This window comes from Streptomyces sp. NPDC006365, from assembly GCF_042870755.1.
Classification (GTDB): domain Bacteria; phylum Actinomycetota; class Actinomycetes; order Streptomycetales; family Streptomycetaceae; genus Streptomyces; species Streptomyces xiangluensis.
Genome location: NZ_JBIAHS010000031.1, coordinates 1 through 19,448, shown reverse-complemented (window position 1 = coordinate 19,448; position 19,448 = coordinate 1). Strand labels below are relative to the sequence as shown.

Below are 19,448 nucleotides of genomic sequence, written 5' to 3'. Positions count from 1 at the left end.
TTCCTCCGAGAGTGCCCCGGATCGTCCACACGGTCGGGTAAGCTGACTGCCGTGCGTTGCGAGAACCAAGCGCATACGCCGTGCTGATCGAGAACCAAGACAGCACATGCACCTCCAAGCTTTGCGGGACAAACCGGGCTGGTTTCAACCCGGCTGGTGTTGATCGTGGAAGACCTGTCGGGTCGCTGACCCGCAGGCAGCGTGAGCCAGGGGTCCCCCTGCTTCAGCGGGGGGAGGATTCAATATTCACGTAGACGCGCGGCACACGGGTTCCGATCCGGGTCACGATTTCATAGGCGATCGTGCCTGCCGCCTGGGCCCAGTCCTCGGCGGTCGGCTCACCTTCATCGCCCGGCCCGAACAGCACCACGCGTTCCCCCACCGCCGGCTGGTCCCCGCCGAGATCGACGGCGAACTGGTCCATCGCGACCCGCCCCGCCACCGTCCGCCACTTGCCGCCGGCCAGGACGGGCCCGGTGCCGGAGGCGTGGCGTGGGATCCCGTCCGCGTACCCCACGGGCACCAGGCCGAGGGTCGTGTCGCCCGGCGTGACGTAGTGATGCCCGTAACTGACGCCGTGCCCCGCCGGAACGCGCTTCACCAGCGCGAGCGAGGCCGACAGCGTCATCACCGGCCGCAGCCCCAGCTCGGCCGCGGTGCCGAGGGCGGGGCTGGGCGAAATGCCGTACGTCGCGATTCCGGTCCGTACGAGATCGAAGTGGGACTCCGGAAGCGTGAGCGTGGCGGGCGAGTTGGCGATATGTCGCACTTCTGGCTGTATGCCCTGCTTTTCCGCGTACGTCACCATCTCGCGGAAGGCGGTGAGTTGGGCCCCGATGGAGGGATGCCCCGGCTCATCGGCACAGGCGAAATGCGACCAGAGCCCCGTGACCCGGACCAGTCCCTCGGCCTCGGCACGCAGGGCTGCCGCGACCAACTCGGGCCAGTCACCCGGCTGACACCCGTTGCGCCCGAGTCCGGTGTCGGCCTTGAGCTGAACTCGAGCCGTACGTCCCGCGGCGCGCGCGGCCTCGACGGCTTCCCGCAAGGCCCAGAGCCCGCTGATCCCCAGGTCCACGTCGGCCTCGACGGCCTCCCGCCAAGGTCCGCCGGGCGTCCACAGCCAGCACATGATCCGCCCCCGCAGCCCCGCTTCGCGCAGAGCCAGGGCCTCCTCGGGCGTGGCCGTCCCCAGCCAGCCGGCCCCCGCGTCGAGCGCCGCCCGGGCACACCGCACTGCCCCGTGGCCATACGCGTCGGATTTCACCACCGCCATCAGGGCGGCATCCGGTGCGTAGGCGCGCAGGGTCCCCACATTGGCCGCAAGGGCGGCCAGATCGATCTCGGCGCGGGCACGCGCGGACGCTGTCTCATTCATTGCGCCCAGTGTCTCAGAGCCCACCGACACGCCCGCCGAGCCCGTACCGCTGTGAGCACCGGGCTCGCCCGAGGTACCGAGCCGGCGCACGCGAGGCCGCCGCGTACGCGAGACTCGGCGTATGCGAAGTGCGTTCGGAGTGGAAACGGTGCGGGCGGCCGAGCGGGAGTTGATGGCGCGGCTTCCGGAGGGGGCGCTCATGCAGCGGGCGGCGGCCGGACTGGCCGCGGCCTGTGCGGAGTTGATGGGGCGGGTGTACGGCCGCCGGGTCGTCCTGCTCGTGGGCAGCGGGGACAACGGCGGAGACGCCCTGTACGCGGGAGCCCGCCTCGCCCGCCGCGGCGCGGGCGTCACGGCCGCACTGCTGTCCCCCGAGCGAACCCATCCCGGCGGCCTGGCGGCGCTGCGCCGGGCAGGCGGCAGCGTACAGTCCACCCAGCACGACGAAGGCGACACAGCAGTCGAGCGGGCGATCCGTTCCGCCGATCTCGTCGTCGACGGAATCGTCGGGATCGGCGGCAAGGGCGGACTGCGCCCCGACGCCGCCTCCCTGGCCGAGCTGGCCGAGTCCTCCCGCGCCGCCGTCGTCGCCGTGGATCTGCCGAGCGGTGTCGAGGCGGACACCGGCGAGGTACGCGGCGCGGCGATCCATGCCGACCTGACCGTGACCTTCGGCACGCACAAGCCGGGGCTGCTGATCGATCCGGCACGGGAGTACGCAGGTTCGGTGCGGCTAGTGGACATCGGGCTCTCGCTGCCCGACGAGGCCGAGGCGGAGGCACTGCAACATGCCGATGTGGCGGCGCTGTTGCCTGCTCCGGGTGCCGAGAGCGACAAGTACCGGCGCGGCGTCGTGGGGATCGCCGCCGGGTCCTCGCGGTATCCCGGGGCGGCCGTACTCGCCGTGGCGGGCGCGCTGCGGGGCGGAGCCGGGGCCGTACGGTACGTCGGTCCCGCCGGGGACGCGGTGATCGCCCGCTTCCCCGAAACGCTCGTCTCGGACCAGGGCCCGAAACGGGCCGGGCGGGTGCAGGCCTGGGTCGTGGGGCCGGGGGCCGGCGACGACGCGCAGAGTGTGGCGGAGGTGCTCGCCCAGGACGTACCCGTCCTCGTGGACGCGGACGGCCTCCGGCTCGCGGACCGGGATCTCGTACGGGCCCGGAAGGCGCCCACGCTGATGACGCCTCATGCCGGTGAGGCCGCCGCGTTGCTCGGTGTCTCGCGGGAGTCGGTCGAGGCGGCGCGGTTGCAGTCCGTGCGGGAGCTGTCGGAGCGGTACGTGGCGACGGTGTTGCTGAAAGGCTCGACCACGTTGGTGGCTTCGCCCGGGGGTGGGCCGGTCCGGGTCAACTCGACGGGGACGTCCTGGCTGGCCACGGCGGGCAGCGGGGACGTGTTGTCGGGGCTCGCCGGATCACTGCTGGCCTCGGGGCTGAGCGCCCTGGACGCCGGGAGCGTGGCGGCGTACCTCCACGGGCTTGCGGGGCGGTTCGCGGCGGACGGGGCGCCCGTGGGCGCGCACGACGTGTCCGAGTCGATCCGCTCCGCATGGCGGGATGTCATGAGCTGAGGCGGCGCGGACCTCTACCCCTCCGCGACGACCACCGCCGAAGCCACGCCCGCGTCATGGCTCAGCGACACATGCCACGACCGGACCCCCAGCTCGGCCGCCCGCGCGGCGACCGTCCCCGTCACCTGCAGCCTCGGCTGCCCGCTGTCCTCGACGACCACCTCCGCGTCCGTCCAGTACAGCCCGCTCGGTGCCCCCAGCGCCTTGGCAAGTGCCTCCTTCGCCGCGAACCGGGCCGCGAGTGACGCAACCCCGCGCCGCTCGCCACTTGGCAGGTGCAACTCCCGCTCCACGAAAAGCCGTTCGGCCAGCCCGGGCGTCCGCCGCAGCGACGCCGCGAACCGCTCGATCTCGGCGACATCGATTCCCACCCCGATGATCACGATGCCACTCCCATGGGGCCGTAACCCACGACTGCGCACATGCGCGGCAGCTTATGCCTCCGGCGGTTGGGTGGGAGCGCCTACCGGGCTGGTGGGTTCGGTTTGTTGGCGACTGCGGGTCCGTCGCGACGCCGCACCCGAAACCGTTCAAGTCAGCGCTCAGCGCCCCCGCTCGACCCGCTCGATCGCTTCCTGCACCAGCTCCAGGTACTCGACTTCCTCGCAGCGCGGCTTGCTGCCCATCTCGTACAGGTCGATGCAGTCGTAGAGGTACTCCCCCAAGTCCTCGTCCGGCAGATCTGCCGCCAGCTCGCTGCTCACGCGCCCCTCGAAGTCCGCGTCTGCACGCGCCGATCTCCACCGCACAGCATCACGAATACGCATGGCCACAGCCACCCCCAACCCCCAGGACCCGCCGGAAGGCGGCTCGCTCCCGGCTGCCCGGACCGTATCCCCACCGACCCCGCAGGTCCATACCTTCCCCACAACTTGTCCACAGCCGGACGTGACGGACCCCACCCGCCGCTGCGCCTCTGCTCCCGTAACAATGGACTGTGATCTCTTCGGTCTCCATGTCGCCGCGGAGCGCCCACCGGTCCAGGCCGGAGGCGACTCCCTACGTCGACCTCACCCGTGCCGAGTGGAGCGCGCTCCGCGAGAAGACGCCGCTCCCGCTGACCGCCGACGAGGTCGAGAAGCTGCGCGGTCTGGGCGATGTCATCGACCTCGACGAGGTACGCGACATCTACCTCCCGCTGTCCCGGCTGCTGAACCTGTACGTCAAGGCCACGGACGGACTGCGCGGCGCCCTGAACACGTTCCTCGGCGAGCAGGGCTCGCAGTCCGGGACGCCGTTCGTCATAGGGGTCGCCGGCTCCGTGGCGGTCGGCAAGTCGACCGTCGCCCGTCTCCTCCAGGCCCTGCTGTCCCGCTGGCCCGAGCATCCGCGCGTCGAGCTGGTCACCACGGACGGTTTTCTACTGCCGACCAAGGAGCTCCAGGCGCGGGGCCTGATGTCGCGCAAGGGCTTCCCGGAGTCGTACGACCGACGCGCCCTGACCCGTTTCGTCGCGGACATCAAGGCCGGCAAGGACGAGGTCACCGCGCCCGTCTACTCCCACCTGATCTACGACATCGTGCCGGGCAAGCGGCTCACCGTGCGCCGCCCGGACATCCTGATCGTCGAGGGCCTGAACGTCCTGCAACCCGCCCTGCCCGGCAAGGACGGCCGCACCCGCGTGGGTCTCGCCGACTACTTCGACTTCAGCGTCTACGTCGATGCCCGGCCCGAGGACATCGAGCACTGGTACCTGAACCGATTCCGCAGGCTCCGCGAGACGGCCTTCCAGAACCCGTCCTCGTACTTCCGCAAGTACACCCAGGTCTCCGAGGAGGAGGCGCTGGACTACGCCCGTACGATGTGGCGGACGATCAACAAGGTCAATCTGCTGGAGAACGTGGCCCCCACGCGTGGCCGCGCGACCCTCGTCCTGCGCAAGGGCCCCGATCACAAGGTGCAGCGTCTGAGTCTGCGCAAGCTGTAACCGGGCCCGGATACGCTGCCGAAATGCTGCATCTGCGCCTGATCACGCCGTCCGACAAGACGGACGACGTGGTCCGCCTGATCGGGAACACCGTCGGCACCACGCATCTCGTCGTGATGCAGGGCGCCGCCCGCAACCCCGCCGGGGACGTCGTGATGTGCGATGTGGCGCGCGAGGCCGGCGACGAACTGCTTGGCGAGCTGCGGGCGTTGGAAATCGACAAGTGCGGCTCCATCGCCATCGAGAACATCGTTCTCTCGTTGTCGGAGCGCGCCGACAAGGCGCGCGACGACGCGCCGGGCGAGGGCGCGGACGCGGTCCTGTGGGAGCACCTGGCGGACGCGACCCACGAGGAGTCGACGCTCTCGGTCACGTACGTCGCCTTCATCACACTGGCCACGATGATCGCGGCCTGCGGTGTGGTCCTCGACAACGCGATCCTGATCGTGGGCGCGATGGCGGTGGGCCCGGAGTTCGGGCCGCTGGCCGGCCTGTGCACGGCGCTGGTGCGGCGCGCCCCGCGGCTGGCGCTGCGATCGGCGATGGCACTGCTCGTGGGCTTCGCCTTCGCGATGGCGGTGACGGTCGTCTTCAGTTACTTCATGGACTCGATCGAGCTCTTCAGCAGGGAACGGCTGGACAGCGAGCGGCCCAACACGGCCTTCGTCTACGCCCCCGACTGGTTCTCGTTCATCGTGGCCGTCCTCGCGGGCATCGCCGGCACCCTCTCGCTGACCTCCGCCAAGTCAGGCCTCCTGGTCGGCGTCGCCATCTCCGTGACGACGGTCCCGGCCGCCGCCAACGCGGCGGTGGCCCTGAGCTACGGAGACACAGAGCAGACGGTGGGCTCGACCGAGCAGCTCCTCCTGAACCTGCTCGGCATCATCCTCGCCGGCACGTTCACACTGCTCGCCCAGAAGTTCTTCTGGGCCAGGCAGCGTGAACGCAACGCCGAGAGAGCGCAGGCCTAGCAGGCCAGCGCCGACTTCACCACGTCGGCGAGCCGTCCGGCGACCGACCTGGCCTGGTCGAGGTCGGCGGCCTCCACCATCACCCGTACCAGCGGCTCCGTACCCGAGGGACGCAGCAACACCCGCCCCGTGGAACCGAGTTCGCGCTCAGCTTCGGCGACCGCGGCCCTCAGTTCTTCGGAGGTGCTCACCCGCGACCTGTCGACGTCCGGCACATTGATCAGTACCTGCGGCAGCCGGTCCATGACAGACGCGAGGTCCTGGAGCGTACGTCCCGTCTGGGCGATCCGGGCCGCCAGCAGCAGGCCGGTCAGTGTGCCGTCGCCGGTGGTCGCGTGGTCCAGGATGATCACGTGCCCGGACTGTTCGCCGCCGAGCGCGTAGTCGTGCCGCTTCATCTCCTCCAGGACGTAACGGTCACCAACTGCCGTCTGTACCAGGGAGAGTCCCTCGCGCTCCATGGCCAGCTTGAAGCCCAGGTTGGACATGACCGTCGCGACAACGGTGTCGGAGCGCAGTGCGGAACGCTCCCGCATCGCCAGCGCGAGTACGGCGAGGATCTGGTCCCCGTCGACGTCGGCGCCCGTGTGGTCCACGGCGAGGCAGCGGTCGGCGTCGCCGTCGTGCGCGATGCCCAGGTCGGCGCCGTGCTCGACGACGGCGGCCCGCAGCAGGCCCAGGTGCGTGGAGCCGCACCCGTCATTGATGTTCAGGCCGTCCGGCTCGGCTCCGATGGTGACGACCTCGGCACCGGCCCGGGTGAAGACCTCGGGCGAGACCTGGGCGGCGGCACCGTGCGCCTCGTCGAGGACGATCTTGAGCCCGTCGAGACGGTTCGGCAGAACGGCGGTCAGATGCGCGACGTACTGCTCGAAGCCCTCGTCGTACGACTTCACACGGCCCACTCCGGCACCCGTGGGCCGGTCCCAGGGAGCGCCGGTGCGGTGCTCCTCGTACACGGCCTCGATCCGGTCCTCCAGCTGGTCGGCGAGCTTGTGGCCGCCACGCTCGAAGAACTTGATGCCGTTGTCGGGCATGGCGTTGTGGCTGGCGGAGAGCATCACGCCGAGGTCGGCGCCGAGTGCGCCGGTGAGATACGCCACCGCCGGCGTCGGCAGCACGCCCACGCGCAGGACGTCCACGCCCGCGCTCGCGAGGCCGGCGACCACGGCGGCCTCCAGGAACTCCCCGGACGCCCGCGGGTCCCGCCCGACCACCGCCGTCGGCCGGTGGCCCTCGAAGGTGCCCGCCTCGGCCAGTACGTGCGCCGCCGCGACGGACAGGCCGAGCGCCAGCTCGGCCGTCAGGTCCGCGTTGGCAACACCGCGCACGCCGTCCGTGCCGAAGAGTCGTCCCACTGGTGTCCTCCGAACATGCTCAGAAATTGCGGCTCAAGCCGAGTGTCCAGGTAGGGCCTTGCTCACGTACATCCCCAGTTCCCAGGCTGACGGACGGTGACGTAAGGCCGTAATGGGCGCCTACTTGCCGTAAACGCCACGCCCCGGCGGCACAGGCGTGCCGCCGGGGCGATGTTGCGTGCAGAGCACGCGGTAACGACTAGCGCTTGCTGTACTGCGGAGCCTTACGGGCCTTCTTGAGACCGGCCTTCTTGCGCTCGACCGCACGGTCGTCGCGACGAAGGAACCCGGCCTTCTTCAGGGCGCCACGGTTGTTGTCGACGTCCGCCTCGTTCAGGGCGCGGGCGACGCCGAGGCGCAGCGCACCGGCCTGGCCGGAGACGCCGCCACCCGCGATGCGGGCGACAACGTCGTAGCGGCCCTCGAGCTCGAGCACCTTGAAGGGCTCGTTGACTTCCTGCTGGTGCACCTTGTTGGGGAAGTAGTCCTCAAGGGTGCGACCGTTGATCTTCCACTTGCCGGTGCCCGGGACGATCCGGACGCGGGCGATGGCGTTCTTGCGGCGCCCCAGTCCGGCGGCCGGCTGCGGCTCGCCGAAGCGGGAGGCCATGGACTCCGAGGTGTACTCGCCCTCGACGGGGACCTCGGACTCGGTGGTGTACTGCTCGATGTCGACGAGCTCAGTCTCTTCGACCGGCTGCTCGGGAGTGGTCTCGGCCACGATTCTCCTCAGATTCTCTTCAGTCTTAGGGGTGGCCGGACTTACTGCGCGACCTGGGTGATCTCGTACGGCTGCGGCTGCTGCGCGCCGTGCGGGTGCTGGTCACCCTTGTAGACCTTCAGCTTCGAGAGCATCTGACGGCCCAGCGAGTTCTTCGGGAGCATGCCCTTGACGGCCTTCTCCACGGCCTTCTCGGGGTTCTTGTCCAGCAGCTCGTCGTAACGGACGGAGCGCAGACCACCCGGGTACCCGGAGTGGCGGTAGGCCAGCTTCTGGGTCCGCTTGTTGCCGGACAGGTGGACCTTGTCCGCGTTGATGATGATGACGAAGTCACCAGCGTCGACGTGCGGAGCGTAGATCGGCTTGTGCTTGCCCCGCAGAAGGGTGGCGGCGGTGGTCGCCAGACGGCCGAGAACGACGTCCCGGGCATCGATGACATGCCACTGGCGAGTGATGTCGCCGGGCTTGGGGCTGTACGTACGCACGGTTCGTAGCCTTCGCTTCTTCAGTGAGTGGGTCCTGACAAGGCCACCACGGACGATCACGACAGCCCTGACCGCACGGCGGCGACGCAACCGCATGCAGATCGCTGGTCATCGGCCCCGGTGGACCGGTGTAAGGGCCTCTCACGTGAGAATGAGCAAGCCAATACACATAACGAACGGCAAGAATAGCTCCGTAGCCCCGCACGGGTCAAAACGCGCGAGAAGCCGAGAGTTGGCGCTGTTACCGCTGTGGGACCAGTAAACCCGTTGTCCCGTCTAAGATGCGCCCCATGAGCTTTGGGCAGGGGGGACCCCAGTGGGGTTCCGGGGGATCGGGTTCTCAGCCGCCGCAGTGGGGCAGCCAGACCCCCGACTGGGCGGCGCTCGCCGAGGCGTCCGAGTCGCGCAACAGACGGCGCAGGTGGCTGATGGTCGGCGGTGGCGCGCTCGCCACCGTCGCGATAGGCGCGGCCGTCGCCGTGGCCGTGGTCTCGGCCGACGGTGACAACGGCCAGGCGGCGAACCGGCCTGCCTCCGATCTGCCCGCCACCTCGGACATCCCGCCGGACACCACCGGCCCCGAGCCGTCGTTCGCGGAGACCTCGGCCCCTCCCCCGCTGGACCCGAAGGACTTCATCTCCAGCAAGCAGAAGGACACGGCTCCGCTCAGCCCGGACATTCTGTTCCCCGGCTCGCGGCTGACGATGGGCGAGAGCCGCTACGAGAAGGGCAAGACCGCGTCCACGAAGGACTGCGCGTCGGCCGCCCAGGGCACGCTCGGCACGGTCCTCACGAAGAACGACTGCACGCGGCTGATGCGCGTCACGTACTCCCTGGACGGTGTGGCGGTGACGGTCGGCGTGGCCGTCTTCGACACCGAGGCCCAGGCGACGAAGGCCAAGAACGACGCCGACGACAAGAGCGTCGTCCAGTCGCTGACGGGCGACGGCGTCCCCGAGTTCTGCCGCTCGGCGGTCTGCCGCTCGACGACCAACTCGTACGGCCGCTATGCCTACTTCACGGTCGCCGGCTTCACCAACGGCAAGGACGTCACCCAGAAGGACACCAAGGTCTTCTCCACCGGCGACGACCTCGCGGAGTTCACCTTCCGCCAGATCCGCCGCCGCGGGGAGGCCCAGGCCACGGCCGCGGCCAACGAGTAGCGGAGCCGGCAGGCGGGCGGGCAGGCAAGCAGGCAGGCAAGCGGGCAACGGGAAGGCGGCGGCAACCCGTGGGCGACCGCCGCCAACAGCCCAATACCGTCCGCTACTTGTGCTTCAGCCGCAGCCGTACCGGAACGACCGCCGACTCCAGCTGCGTACGCAACGTCATCTTCGAGACGCCCTCGGTGCGCTCCTCGAAGCGGATCGGGATCTCGACGGCGCTGTGACCGGCGCGTACGGCCTTGTACTTGAGCTCTACCTGGAAGCTGTAGCCCGCGCTGTCCAGGGAGTGCAGGTCCACATCCCGGAGGGCCTTGGCCGACCAGAGGTTGAAGCCGGCCGTGATGTCGCGGATCTTCGTGCCGAGCACGGTGCGCGCGTAGCGGTTCGCGAAGCGGGACAGCAGTACGCGGTGTGCGCCCCAGTCCTCGTCGAGCGAGCCGCCCTCGACGTACCGGCTGCCGATGACCAGGCCGACACCGGAGGCCACGGCGGTGCCGAGCATCCGTGGGACCGCTTCCACGGGGTGGCTGCCGTCGGCGTCCATCTGCACGACGTACTCGGCGCCCTCGTCGACGGCGGCGCTCATGCCCGCCACGTATGCGCGTCCGAGGCCGTCCTTCTCGGTCCGGTGCAGCACGCTCATCCGGCGCCGCCCGTCCCAGTTGTACTTCTCGGCCAGCTCCTCGGCGATCCGTCCTGTACCATCCGGACTGGAGTCGTCCACGATCTTCAAGTGCAGCCCGTAGAGCGGCAGTTGGAGCACCGCTTCGACCATTCTCGGCAGGTTGGCGGCTTCGTTGTACGTAGGCATCACCACGGTGACTGCCGTGCCCGCCCCCAGGTCGTACGTCATCTCTTTTCCCTCCCCATGTCCCCATGCAGGAACCCCTCCGGACGCGGCCATTCCGGCGCCCGTACCAAACCAGCTCAGGTGTGCACCTTGCGCTTGCCGGCGTCATCCTTTTCATCGGACGAGTCGTCGGTCGCCGCGCGTGTCCTTTCCAGGAGCACGAGCTGGAGGTGTTTGAGCTTCTCGGTCTTCGCGACCTTGAAGCTTTTCTGGATCACGGTCGCCGTCGTCTTCGGCATGCCGCTGAACGGATTCCCGTCGAGCGTCGTCGACACGAGCCAGAGTCGGTCGGCCTTGGCCAGGCACTTCTCGGGATGCGGGCACTCGGCCGCGTCGAACGAGCCCTGCTCCTGCGGTGTGCGGTGCATCAGCCAGTCCTTCGGGCGGCCGGCGTCGTTGCGCAGCTCGTAGGCCATGGCCCGGCGCTCGGTCATCGCACCGCTGAAGGCGATGCCGTCGCCCTTCTTCTGCCCGGCCTCGATGATCCGCGCGGCGCCGCGGAAGTCGGGCTCCCCCAGCGCGTTCTGCCGGGTCTCACGAATCCCGGGCCCCGCCTGGAAGGCGATTCCGGCGACCGTGGCGGCCACGAGCACCCAGCCGAAGCCGCGCCGGGCCGCCGCTCCCGTTCCGGCCTTCGCCCCGGCCACCGGACCGGCGAGCCGGACCGCGGCCACTGCCGCGAGCAGAACCCACGCGGGCGCCGTGAACAGCAGATAGCGCGGCAGGAAGAGGTGCAGCTGCGCGGCGGTGACGTACGTCGCCACCGGCGGCAGCACGATCCAGACGGCCAGTGGAAGAGCCAGCCGGCCCGCGAAGAGCAGCCCGACCGCGCCGAGCGCCATCACCGGCACTGCCACCGCCCAGGAACCGAAGAGGTTCATGGGGAAGTCGATCAGGTCCTCGACATCCGGGTTGTTCCAGGCGATCTGCCCGCTCTGGCCCGAGCCCGAGACGGCCATGGGAATGACGAAGCACATGCCCAGGGTGAAGGCCGCGGCATAGGCCCAGCCGACGATCTTGTCGCCCGAGCGGCGCGCGATCACGATCATCACCAGGTGCGCGCCGAGCACCGCCATCGAGGCCAGGTGACTCCAGCCGATCAGCGGCACCGACAGCGTGTAGGCGACCCACACCTTGAACGACGGCTTGTCCAGGGCCCGGGCGAGCAGCAGTGTCGACAGCAGCACCGCCGCCACGGCGAAGGCGTACGGCCGGATCTCCTGCCCGAACCGGGTCGTGACCGGCACGACGGCGAAGGCGAACCCCGCGAGAATCCCCGCCTGTGTGGTGAACAGCCGCCGCCCGAGCAGGGCGAGCAGACCGCAGGACGCCGCCATGGCCACAGCGCCGGGGATCCGCATCGCGGTCGGGGAGTCCCCGGCGACGGCGATCCAGGCGTGCATGAGCACGTAGTACGGCGTGAAGACCACGTCGATGGAGCGGATCAGCATGCTCAGGTCGTGGAACGACAGGGAGGCGGCCCACCAGGTGGCGTGCTCGTCACGCCACAGCTGACGGTCGCCGATCCCACGCCAGATCATGGCGAAGGCGAGCATCGTGGGCAACAGGAAGGTCATGGCGGCGGCGAGCCGGCCGCCCTCCGGCTCGTCGGGCTCCTGCTCGTCGGCCTTGGGCTCCTCTGCCTTGGAGTCCGCCTCGGGCTTCCGGTGCCGGGCCGGGGGCGGCTCCACCGGAGAGGGCTCGGGTGTGTAGGTGTCCTGGCCGGGAGTGGCGTAGGAGCCGGGGTGGGAGGGCATGCCAGGGTCTGCGTACTGACCGGGGCCCGCGTACGCGCCGTGCGAGGGCTCTGCGTACTGACCGGGACCCGCGTACGCGCCCTGCGACGGGTCGGCATAGGTGCCCTGGTGGCCGGGATGGGCGTAGCCGCCCTGGCCACCGGCGTACGTGCCCTGCCCGCCGTGGGCGTAGGCGCCCTGCCCCGCGTAGGGATCATGGCCGCCCCGGGCATCGGGGTATCCGCCGCCGTACGGCGGGGAGGCATTGGCACTCATCGCTTCACCCAGATCCGGAACGCGCCGTCGCCCTTGCTGGTGGTGAAGCGCGACACGGCTGCCAGGCGGTAGTGGGCATTGCCGCGCAGCGCGTCGGTCACGGCCTGGTCGACCTCCGGCGTGACTGTCCCGCGCAACACGATGACGTCGAACTTCCCGTCCTTGACCGCGGCACGGTAGGCATCGGGGCCGGAGTACTGCTTGCCCTTCTTGTCCTTGTAGTCCATGCCGAAGGTGCTCTGCCACTGCTCGTAGTCGGTCTTGTCCCGCAGGTAGTACGCGGGGACCTCGTGCTCCTCGGCGAGGTAGCTGCCCTTGCGGTCGACCATGGTGCGCAGGATCGCCGTCATCTCCTTGGAGTCCGGGAAGCTGTACGCCTGCTGCGCCTGGACCATGCCGAACACCAGCGTCAGGACGTACAGCATGATGCCGAGCTGGGGGTGCCGGAAGTGCGGGCCGACGAGCCGTGACATGCCGAGGCCCGCCATGGGTCCGGCGAAGAGCAGACCGAAGCCCACGTGCTTGAAGAGCGAGATCTCGGTCTGGAGGTTGATCTGGTAGGCCGGGGCGAGCAGCGCGGTACCGGTCAGCAGGAGACCGAGCGAGATGCGCCGGAACCTCCCGGGTCCCTTCTTGTCGACCCACGGCATCTCGCCCATGTTCGGGCGGATCACGTACGCGATGGAGCCCCCGAGGGCTGCCAGGAACATCAGCCCGCCCCACTCCGCGCTGTGCTGCAGGATCGTTTGCGCGGTGTCGGTTCCCTTGGCACGGTCGGTGGTGGTCTGGCTGATACCGCCGAGCGACCCGGCGTAGACGTAGCCGACGCCCAACAGCGCGCCTATCGCGCCGCCGAGCAGCACACCGCGGGCGAGCGCGAGCATCCCGCGGTGCCGGTAGGCGGTCAGTACGGCGAGGACCACCAGGGTCGGCAGATACAGGCCCGCCGCGTACTTGGTGCCGAAGGCCAGGAACGCGGGGGGCGCCGCGAGCACGACCGCGAGGATGTGTGACCGGCCGGTCCTCACGACGATCCAGAACGCCAGGGCGAGCAGGAAGATGGCCGCGGCGTCGAAGGTGGCGAAGTTGCCGAGGAACACCGTCGACTGGATGACGGAGAAGAGCGCCGCCGCGCCGAGCGCGGCCCGGACGTTGAACATCCGGCGGGTCGTCGCGTACAGCAGCGCGGTCGCGCCGAGCATGAAGAGGAGGCTGACGATGCGCACCCCGGCGAGCCCGGCCACGCTGTCGACCATCGCCGCGAGCACCGGGTACAGCTTCGGATAGCCCGAGAAGTAGCCCTCGAAGTCACCCGGTACGGGCGTGCCGTGCAGGATGTTGCCGACCTCGTAGTGGCCGGCCGCGATGTAGAGCGCTTCGTCCTGGAACGCGGTGCCGCGCAGTCGCAGCGAGAGACCGGTCTGGATCAGCAGCATGCACAGCAGGATCCAGCGCCCCAGCAGCGTGCTGCGCCGGTTGTCCAACGACCAGGCCGACTCGGGCACGGCGGGCAGCGTGTAGCCCGGCTTCTCCGGCTGCGCCTCCGCCTCGGGCTCCGCCTCGACCGCGGTGTAGCGCGCGTACGGGTCGAAGGGCGCGTAGATCTGGAACGTCACCTGGTCCAGGTATTCGGACGTCCGCCCGTTGAACCGCCAGGTGCCGGTCTCGGTCAGCTGCCGACCGCCCGCGGCGTCCTCGTCGTACACGGGATAGGTCGGGTACACGGGAGGCGGCGCGCTCTGCACGTACTGCCGCAGGCTCTCGTTCCCGACCTGCCGCTGCTGCGCCTGCGGGTGCGACTGCTGGTTCCCTCGCCCGTACGACTGCTGCCCGGCCTGCGCGTACGTCTGCTGGTTCCCCTGCCCGTAAGGCTGCTGACCCCCCTGGTCGTACGGTTGCTGCTGGTTCCCGTGCCCGTACGAGGACTGCTGCTGCCCCTGCCCGTAGCCCTGCTGCTGCCCCTGCCCGTAGCCCTGCTGCTGCCCCTGTCCGTAGCCCTGTTGATTCCCCTGCTCGTACGCGTACGGGCGTTCGTACTCCCCGCCGCGCAGCTCCGAATCCTCCGCCCAGGTGGGCGTGCGTCGATCCGTCATGGCTTGGTCACATCGAATCCGAAGCTCTGGCTCTGGGCCTGCTCCCGGAAGGTCTTCTGGGACAGCGGACCGCTGTTGATGCGCCAGTCGGTCTCCTTGTCGAAGTTGAACCAGACGAATCCGATGACGTCCTCGCGCTTCGCCGTCCCCTGGAAGAGGTCCTTGATGTCGGCCGGCTTGCGCTCGCCCGCCTGCGCCGCGGTCTCCGCGATGATGAACGGCTTCTTCGTGAAGGTACGTATCTGGGTCATCGTCGGCCCGTAGAGCGACTGGTACGTCGAGGGGCCGGTGTCAGCGTAATAGCCCACCACTCCGACCCAGTCGACGTACTCGTCGCCCGGCCAGTACGGCTCCAGCTTCACCTTCGGCATCGGGTGCGTGACGTTCGGGCTCCACACCCAGATGACCTGCGTCGCGCCCTCGTCGGCGAAGATGTCGTGGATGTGCTTGTACGCGGCGGTGAACTGCGCCGCCGTGGCCTTCTTGGTGCCCCACGGGTACCAGAAGCCGTTCATCTCGTGCGCCCAGCTGATCGCGACGGGCAGGTTCAGCTCCTTGACGGAGCGCGCGTACTCGCGGATGTACTCGTCTTCCTTGCCGTCAGCGATGTCCTTCAGGCTCGTCTCGAAGGGCTCCCAGGCAATGAAGGACACCGCGCCGTAGTCCCAGGAGTTCTGCACCAGACGCGTCTCGTACTGGTCGCCCCAGGCCGAGTAGAACTCGATGAGGTTGGGCTTCTTGCCCGCCTTGTCGGCGAAGTCCTTGACGGCCGTCATCTTTGCGGGGGCACCGTCGGCGGCCAGACCCAGGTAGTCCTTGTCCGGCTGCAGCAGCGGCCGGACGTCATACGGCGGCTCCGGCTTCGGGGGCTCGCTCGCCTCGGCGGAGGGGTCGGCAGCCGGCTGCTCGCCCTGGCTGCGCTCGTACTGGTCGCGGCCCTCCTCGGAGAAGGTGCTGCATCCGGCGAGCAGCGCCACGGCGAGCAGGGCGGCGGCAAGCGCTCTCACGCGCCGGAGCGCCCTCTCGGGACGTACGGAGCCACTGTCGGGACGTACGGAGAAAGTCATGCGGTCGCTTCCTGCGCTTCCTGGCCACGGGGCTGCACCAGGACGCGACCGACGACCATCGCGTAGAACAGCCCGGCCGACAGCATCAGCGCGAAGTCCGGCGGATAGAGAGTGAGCATGCGCCAGGCGGCGACGACGATCCAGGCCAGGGCGGTGCCGCCGGTCCAGAAGATCATGCAGTTCCAGTAGCGGCGCATGCCGTTCTTCTTGGCGCCGTCCGAACCCGTGGGCTTCCAACCCATCGGACGGCCGCGCAGCACGTCCCAGATCGCGAAGACATGCGACCACCCGTACATGATCCGGACGGACCAGGCCTCGAGCCGGTACGGCGCCCGGTGCCACAGCGGCAGCACCAGCGTCACGTACGCGACACTCGGCAGCACCCACAGCGCGGCCTCGGCCCGCAGCAGATCGGGGCGCAGGATCATGAGCGCGAGCGGGATGACGGGCGCGATGAACGTGGCGAGCGCGGTCTGCAGGTAGTAGAGGAAGCCCGAGACGTAGCACAGCCGCGTCTGGAACCTCAGGTCCATCTCCCAGAACTTCTTGCTGGTCAGCAGCTCCAGCGAGCCCATGCACCAGCGGTACTGCTGGTTGTGGAAGGCACCGGCCGTGTCCGGGCACACCCCGGCGGACAGGGCAACCGGCACATAGCGCAGCTTCCAGCCGAGGGCCCGCAGATCGAAGCCGGTGTACATGTCCTCGGAGTGCTCGATCAGCGTGATACCGCCGATCTGCGCCAGGGCCTCGCGCCGGTAGATCGCGCAGGAGCCCACGCAGATGGACCCGTCCTTGTCCTCCCGGGAGGTCTGCACGGAGCGGTAGAACTGCTCCTGCACCGCGCCGGCCCCACGCTCGATCCAGTTCTGCCGGTCGACGATGCGGAAGAACTGCGGCGACTGCACGATGCCGGTCTTCGGGTCGTCGTCCATGTACGGCAGCAGCTCGTCGAGAAGATCGGCGCGCGGCGCGAAGTCGGCATCCAGGATGAGGATGTGGTCGCCGTCGGTCTTCTCGAAGGCGTGGTTGAGGTTGCCGGCCTTCTTGAACCAGCCCCGGTTGGGCCGCACCACGTAGTGGAAGCCGAAGTCGTCCGCCATGGCCCCGACCTCGTCCTCGGCGGCGTCGTCGAGGACGTACGTCCTCACTTCGCCCTGGTAGCTGGCCGCGAGCCGGTTCACATGGACCCAGGTGTTGTGCAGCACCTCCAGCGGCTCACCGCACACCGGCAGGAAGATGTCCACGCTCGGGTACACGGCGGGCTGCCACCGGCGGACCAGCCGCTTGTGCCCCTTGAGGTCGAAGTCCTTGCTGAGCCCGTCGAGATACAGCGAGATCAGATAGTCCGCGATGATGAACGCCAGCAGCGGCAGCGTCAGCCAGAACCACGGGCTCGACGCCGTGAACAGAAACTGGCTCATCGCCAGACACGCGAAGCTGATCAGCGAGCCGATCGTGAGCACCCACAGGTACCGGCGCGCGTACGAGTACTTCTCCGCATCGTCCGGCGGCTGCGGCAGCAGCCCATGACTCTGCGGCGCCTGCCTGCGACGTCGGCTCTGCGGAACACGAGCAGTCCCCACTGCACTCATGTACAAACCCCCCGGGCCGGTCCAGCCCGTTACCCCCACCCAAGCCCGGCCACTACCCAATCGAACTAAGGACGAGCAGCCGCATCGTAACCGAGTTTCGGCAGTTACGCCCGAACATACGTGTTACGCAGGGGTTTCCCCGTCCGCCACAGTGGGCATAAAAAGGGCCTTCTCACTCAGCAGCACCCCGCCGCCCCCGGCAACGACCGCCGGTTCCGTGCCTCCTTGTTCCGCGCCGCCAGCAGGTCGTCCGCCGGGTACCCGACCTCTTCGAGCGTCAGCCCGTGCGGCCGTACGACATGCACCGCCGAGTCCCGGACCCCGGTGGCGAGCACCTTCCCCGGCCAGTCGGGAGCGCGGTGCCCGTCGCCTACGAACAGCAGCGCCCCGATCAACGACCGCACCATGTTGTGGCAGAAGGCATCGGCCCGCACTGTGGCGGTAATCACCCCGTCCATCCCCCGCGCAAGGCTCAGCTCCTGAAGCGTACGAATGGTCGTCGCCCCGTCCCGCTTCTTGCAGTACGCCGCGAAGTCGTGCTCCCCGAGCAGGGACCGCGCCGCCTCGTTCATGGCGTCGACATCGAGCGGCCAGTCGTGCCAGAGGATGTGGTTGCGCAGCAGAGGATCGACGCCACCCGGGTTGTCGGTGACTCGATAGGCGTACCGCCGCCAGATCGCCGAGAAACGGGCGTTGAAGCCGCTCGGCGCCTCCCTCACGGACCAAACCCGCACATCCTTCGGCAACCGTCCGGCCAGCCGCTTGAGCAGCTTCTCCCGATGGTCGGCCCACAGCCCCTCGGGCAGATCGACGTGCGCCACCTGCCCCCGGGCATGCACCCCGGCATCGGTCCGCCCCGCCACGGTCAGCTCGTACGTCGTCTCCCGCGACCGAGTCACCGTACGCAGCGCATCCTCGACCTCCCCCTGAACGGTCCGCCGCCCCCCGGCCTGCTTGGCCCAACCGGAGAACGCGCTCCCGTCATACGAAAGATCAAGCCGCACCCGTACGACCCCGGGCTCTACCTCGTCACTCACACCTGGATCCTTTCAGGGACACGAAAACGGGCCCGCCCCCTCAGGGGCGGACCCGCACGACGCGAGGTGAAACCTCAGGCGTCCTTGGACTCGTCGCCCTCGGCGGCAGCCGGCTTCGCGTCCTCGACGACCTCTTCGGCCTCGGCCTCAGCGGTCTCGTCCTTCTTGAGAACGTCTTCCTTCTGGAGGGTGTCCTCCTTCTTGAAGGCGTCCTCCTTGACGGCACGCTTGGTGGCCGCCTCCGCCTCACCGGTGGCCTCCTGGGCCACGGTCAGCGCCTCCACCAGCTCGATGACAGCCATGGGCGCGTTGTCGCCCCGACGGTTACCGATCTTGGTGATACGGGTGTAGCCACCCGGACGGTTCTCGTACCGCGGGCCGATCTCGGTGAAGAGCGTGTGCACGATGCTCTTGTCCGTGATGACCTGGAGCACCTGGCGGCGGTTGTGAAGGTCGCCCTTCTTCGCCTTGGTGACCAGACGCTCGGCGTACGGCCGCAGACGGCGGGCCTTCGCCTCGGTGGTGGTGATCCGGCCGTGCTCGAAAAGCGCCTTCGCGAGGTTCGCAAGAAGCAGCTTCTCGTGCGCGGCACTGCCGCCCAGACGGGCACCCTTGGTGGGCTTCGGCATGGTGTTTCTCCTAGGTGTCTGCCCCGGCCGTATCAGGTACCGAGGTCAGTATCCGAGCGGGCGGTCGCCCGTCGGAGATCCGGGCGCCTTTTTCAAGGCGCCCGGAGGGTCCGCGCCCCAAAGGGGCGCGGGGAACTGCGCGACCAGCCAAGAACCGGCCCACAGCCTGGAACCGGCATCCGGTCCCGAGCTCTTAGTACTGCTCGGTCTCCACAAAACCGGCGTCCGCGTCGTCGTCGGCGCCAAAGGCGTCGGCGGCGGCGGTGGGGTCGAATCCGGGCGGGCTGTCCTTCAGAGCCAGGCCCATACCGGCCAGCTTCGCCTTGACCTCGTCGATGGACTTCGCACCGAAGTTACGAATGTCGAGGAGGTCGGCCTCGGAACGAGCCACGAGCTCACCCACGCTGTGGATGCCCTCGCGCTTGAGGCAGTTGTACGACCGGACGGTGAGCTCCAGCTCCTCGATCGGCAGTGCCAGGTCGGCGGCGAGGGCGGCATCCGTGGGGGACGGGCCCATGTCGATGCCCTCGGCGTCGATGTTGAGCTCGCGGGCCAGACCGAACAGCTCCACCAGCGTCTTACCGGCGGACGC

The 19,448-nt window shown here is 69.1% G+C and carries 18 protein-coding genes; 4 read left to right on the top strand and 14 right to left on the bottom strand.

The window, feature by feature from the left end; genetic code table 11:
- Positions 1–223: 223 nt before the first annotated feature.
- A complete protein-coding gene (gene alr, locus ACFYO0_RS44195) occupies positions 224–1,378 on the bottom strand; it encodes an alanine racemase (RefSeq protein WP_388687560.1) in 1,155 nt (384 codons plus the stop codon).
- 121 nt (positions 1,379–1,499) lie between these two features.
- Here alr and ACFYO0_RS44190 point away from each other — a divergent pair, with 121 nt between their 5' ends.
- Positions 1,500–2,948, top strand: coding sequence for an NAD(P)H-hydrate dehydratase (locus tag ACFYO0_RS44190; RefSeq protein WP_388687558.1), 1,449 nt, complete (start codon positions 1,500–1,502; stop codon positions 2,946–2,948).
- 14 nt (positions 2,949–2,962) lie between these two features.
- On the opposite strand, the gene ACFYO0_RS44185 is transcribed toward ACFYO0_RS44190, so the two are convergent.
- The gene (locus ACFYO0_RS44185) at positions 2,963–3,334 is read right to left on the bottom strand and encodes a holo-ACP synthase (protein ID WP_388687651.1); all 372 of its coding nucleotides are present in this window, start codon (positions 3,332–3,334) and stop codon (positions 2,963–2,965) included.
- A 156-nt stretch (positions 3,335–3,490) separates the two neighbouring features.
- Positions 3,491–3,652, bottom strand: coding sequence for a hypothetical protein (locus tag ACFYO0_RS44180; protein ID WP_386340894.1), 162 nt, complete (start codon positions 3,650–3,652; stop codon positions 3,491–3,493).
- A gap of 233 nt (positions 3,653–3,885) precedes the next feature.
- On the opposite strand from ACFYO0_RS44180, the gene coaA reads away from it, so the two are divergent.
- A complete protein-coding gene (gene coaA / locus ACFYO0_RS44175; RefSeq protein ID WP_388687557.1) occupies positions 3,886–4,875 on the top strand; it encodes a type I pantothenate kinase in 990 nt (329 codons plus the stop codon).
- Between the two features lie 23 nt (positions 4,876–4,898).
- Positions 4,899–5,846 (top strand): DUF389 domain-containing protein, encoded by a 948-nt coding sequence (locus tag ACFYO0_RS44170; protein ID WP_388687555.1) that lies wholly within the window; start codon positions 4,899–4,901, stop codon positions 5,844–5,846.
- Here ACFYO0_RS44170 and glmM read toward each other — a convergent pair.
- The 3 genes from glmM to rplM form a co-directional block, all read right to left on the bottom strand.
- The gene (gene glmM, locus ACFYO0_RS44165; RefSeq protein ID WP_388687553.1) at positions 5,843–7,204 is read right to left on the bottom strand and encodes a phosphoglucosamine mutase; all 1,362 of its coding nucleotides are present in this window, start codon (positions 7,202–7,204) and stop codon (positions 5,843–5,845) included. The two genes, ACFYO0_RS44170 and glmM, sit on opposite strands and share 4 nt — an antisense overlap.
- Positions 7,205–7,403: 199 nt before the next feature.
- Entirely contained in the window at positions 7,404–7,925 is a 522-nt protein-coding gene (rpsI, locus tag ACFYO0_RS44160; protein WP_388687551.1) for a 30S ribosomal protein S9, read from the bottom strand.
- 41 nt (positions 7,926–7,966) lie between these two features.
- Positions 7,967–8,410, bottom strand: a complete 444-nt coding sequence (gene rplM / locus ACFYO0_RS44155; RefSeq protein ID WP_344391399.1) for a 50S ribosomal protein L13 — start codon at positions 8,408–8,410, stop codon at positions 7,967–7,969.
- A gap of 290 nt (positions 8,411–8,700) precedes the next feature.
- On the opposite strand from rplM, the gene ACFYO0_RS44150 reads away from it, so the two are divergent.
- Positions 8,701–9,573, top strand: a complete 873-nt coding sequence (locus ACFYO0_RS44150; RefSeq protein ID WP_388687550.1) for a hypothetical protein — start codon at positions 8,701–8,703, stop codon at positions 9,571–9,573.
- A 103-nt stretch (positions 9,574–9,676) separates the two neighbouring features.
- Here ACFYO0_RS44150 and ACFYO0_RS44145 read toward each other — a convergent pair whose 3' ends face one another.
- The 8 genes from ACFYO0_RS44145 to ACFYO0_RS44110 all read right to left on the bottom strand — a co-directional run.
- The gene (locus ACFYO0_RS44145) at positions 9,677–10,429 is read right to left on the bottom strand and encodes a polyprenol monophosphomannose synthase (RefSeq protein WP_388687548.1); all 753 of its coding nucleotides are present in this window, start codon (positions 10,427–10,429) and stop codon (positions 9,677–9,679) included.
- 74 nt (positions 10,430–10,503) lie between these two features.
- Entirely contained in the window at positions 10,504–12,438 is a 1,935-nt protein-coding gene (locus tag ACFYO0_RS44140; RefSeq protein WP_388687546.1) for a glycosyltransferase family 39 protein, read from the bottom strand.
- Positions 12,435–14,531 (bottom strand): ArnT family glycosyltransferase, encoded by a 2,097-nt coding sequence (locus tag ACFYO0_RS44135; RefSeq protein WP_388687545.1) that lies wholly within the window; start codon positions 14,529–14,531, stop codon positions 12,435–12,437. Before ACFYO0_RS44135 ends, ACFYO0_RS44140 begins: the two co-directional genes overlap by 4 nt.
- Entirely contained in the window at positions 14,528–15,598 is a 1,071-nt protein-coding gene (locus ACFYO0_RS44130; protein WP_388687543.1) for a glycoside hydrolase family 26 protein, read from the bottom strand. The genes ACFYO0_RS44135 and ACFYO0_RS44130 overlap by 4 nt, the downstream gene beginning before the upstream one ends.
- Positions 15,595–17,190, bottom strand: a complete 1,596-nt coding sequence (locus ACFYO0_RS44125; RefSeq protein WP_388687542.1) for a glycosyltransferase family 2 protein — start codon at positions 17,188–17,190, stop codon at positions 15,595–15,597. The genes ACFYO0_RS44130 and ACFYO0_RS44125 overlap by 4 nt, the downstream gene beginning before the upstream one ends.
- Before the next feature lie 176 nt (positions 17,191–17,366).
- Entirely contained in the window at positions 17,367–18,227 is an 861-nt protein-coding gene (gene truA / locus ACFYO0_RS44120) for a tRNA pseudouridine(38-40) synthase TruA (protein ID WP_388687541.1), read from the bottom strand.
- Positions 18,228–18,301: 74 nt separating this feature from the next.
- On the bottom strand, positions 18,302–18,856 hold the full coding sequence (rplQ, locus tag ACFYO0_RS44115) for a 50S ribosomal protein L17 (RefSeq protein WP_388687539.1): 555 nt from the start codon (positions 18,854–18,856) through the stop codon (positions 18,302–18,304).
- A 193-nt stretch (positions 18,857–19,049) separates the two neighbouring features.
- The coding region (locus ACFYO0_RS44110; RefSeq protein ID WP_329908034.1) for a DNA-directed RNA polymerase subunit alpha C-terminal domain-containing protein at positions 19,050–19,448 on the bottom strand (399 nt) is incomplete at its 5' end.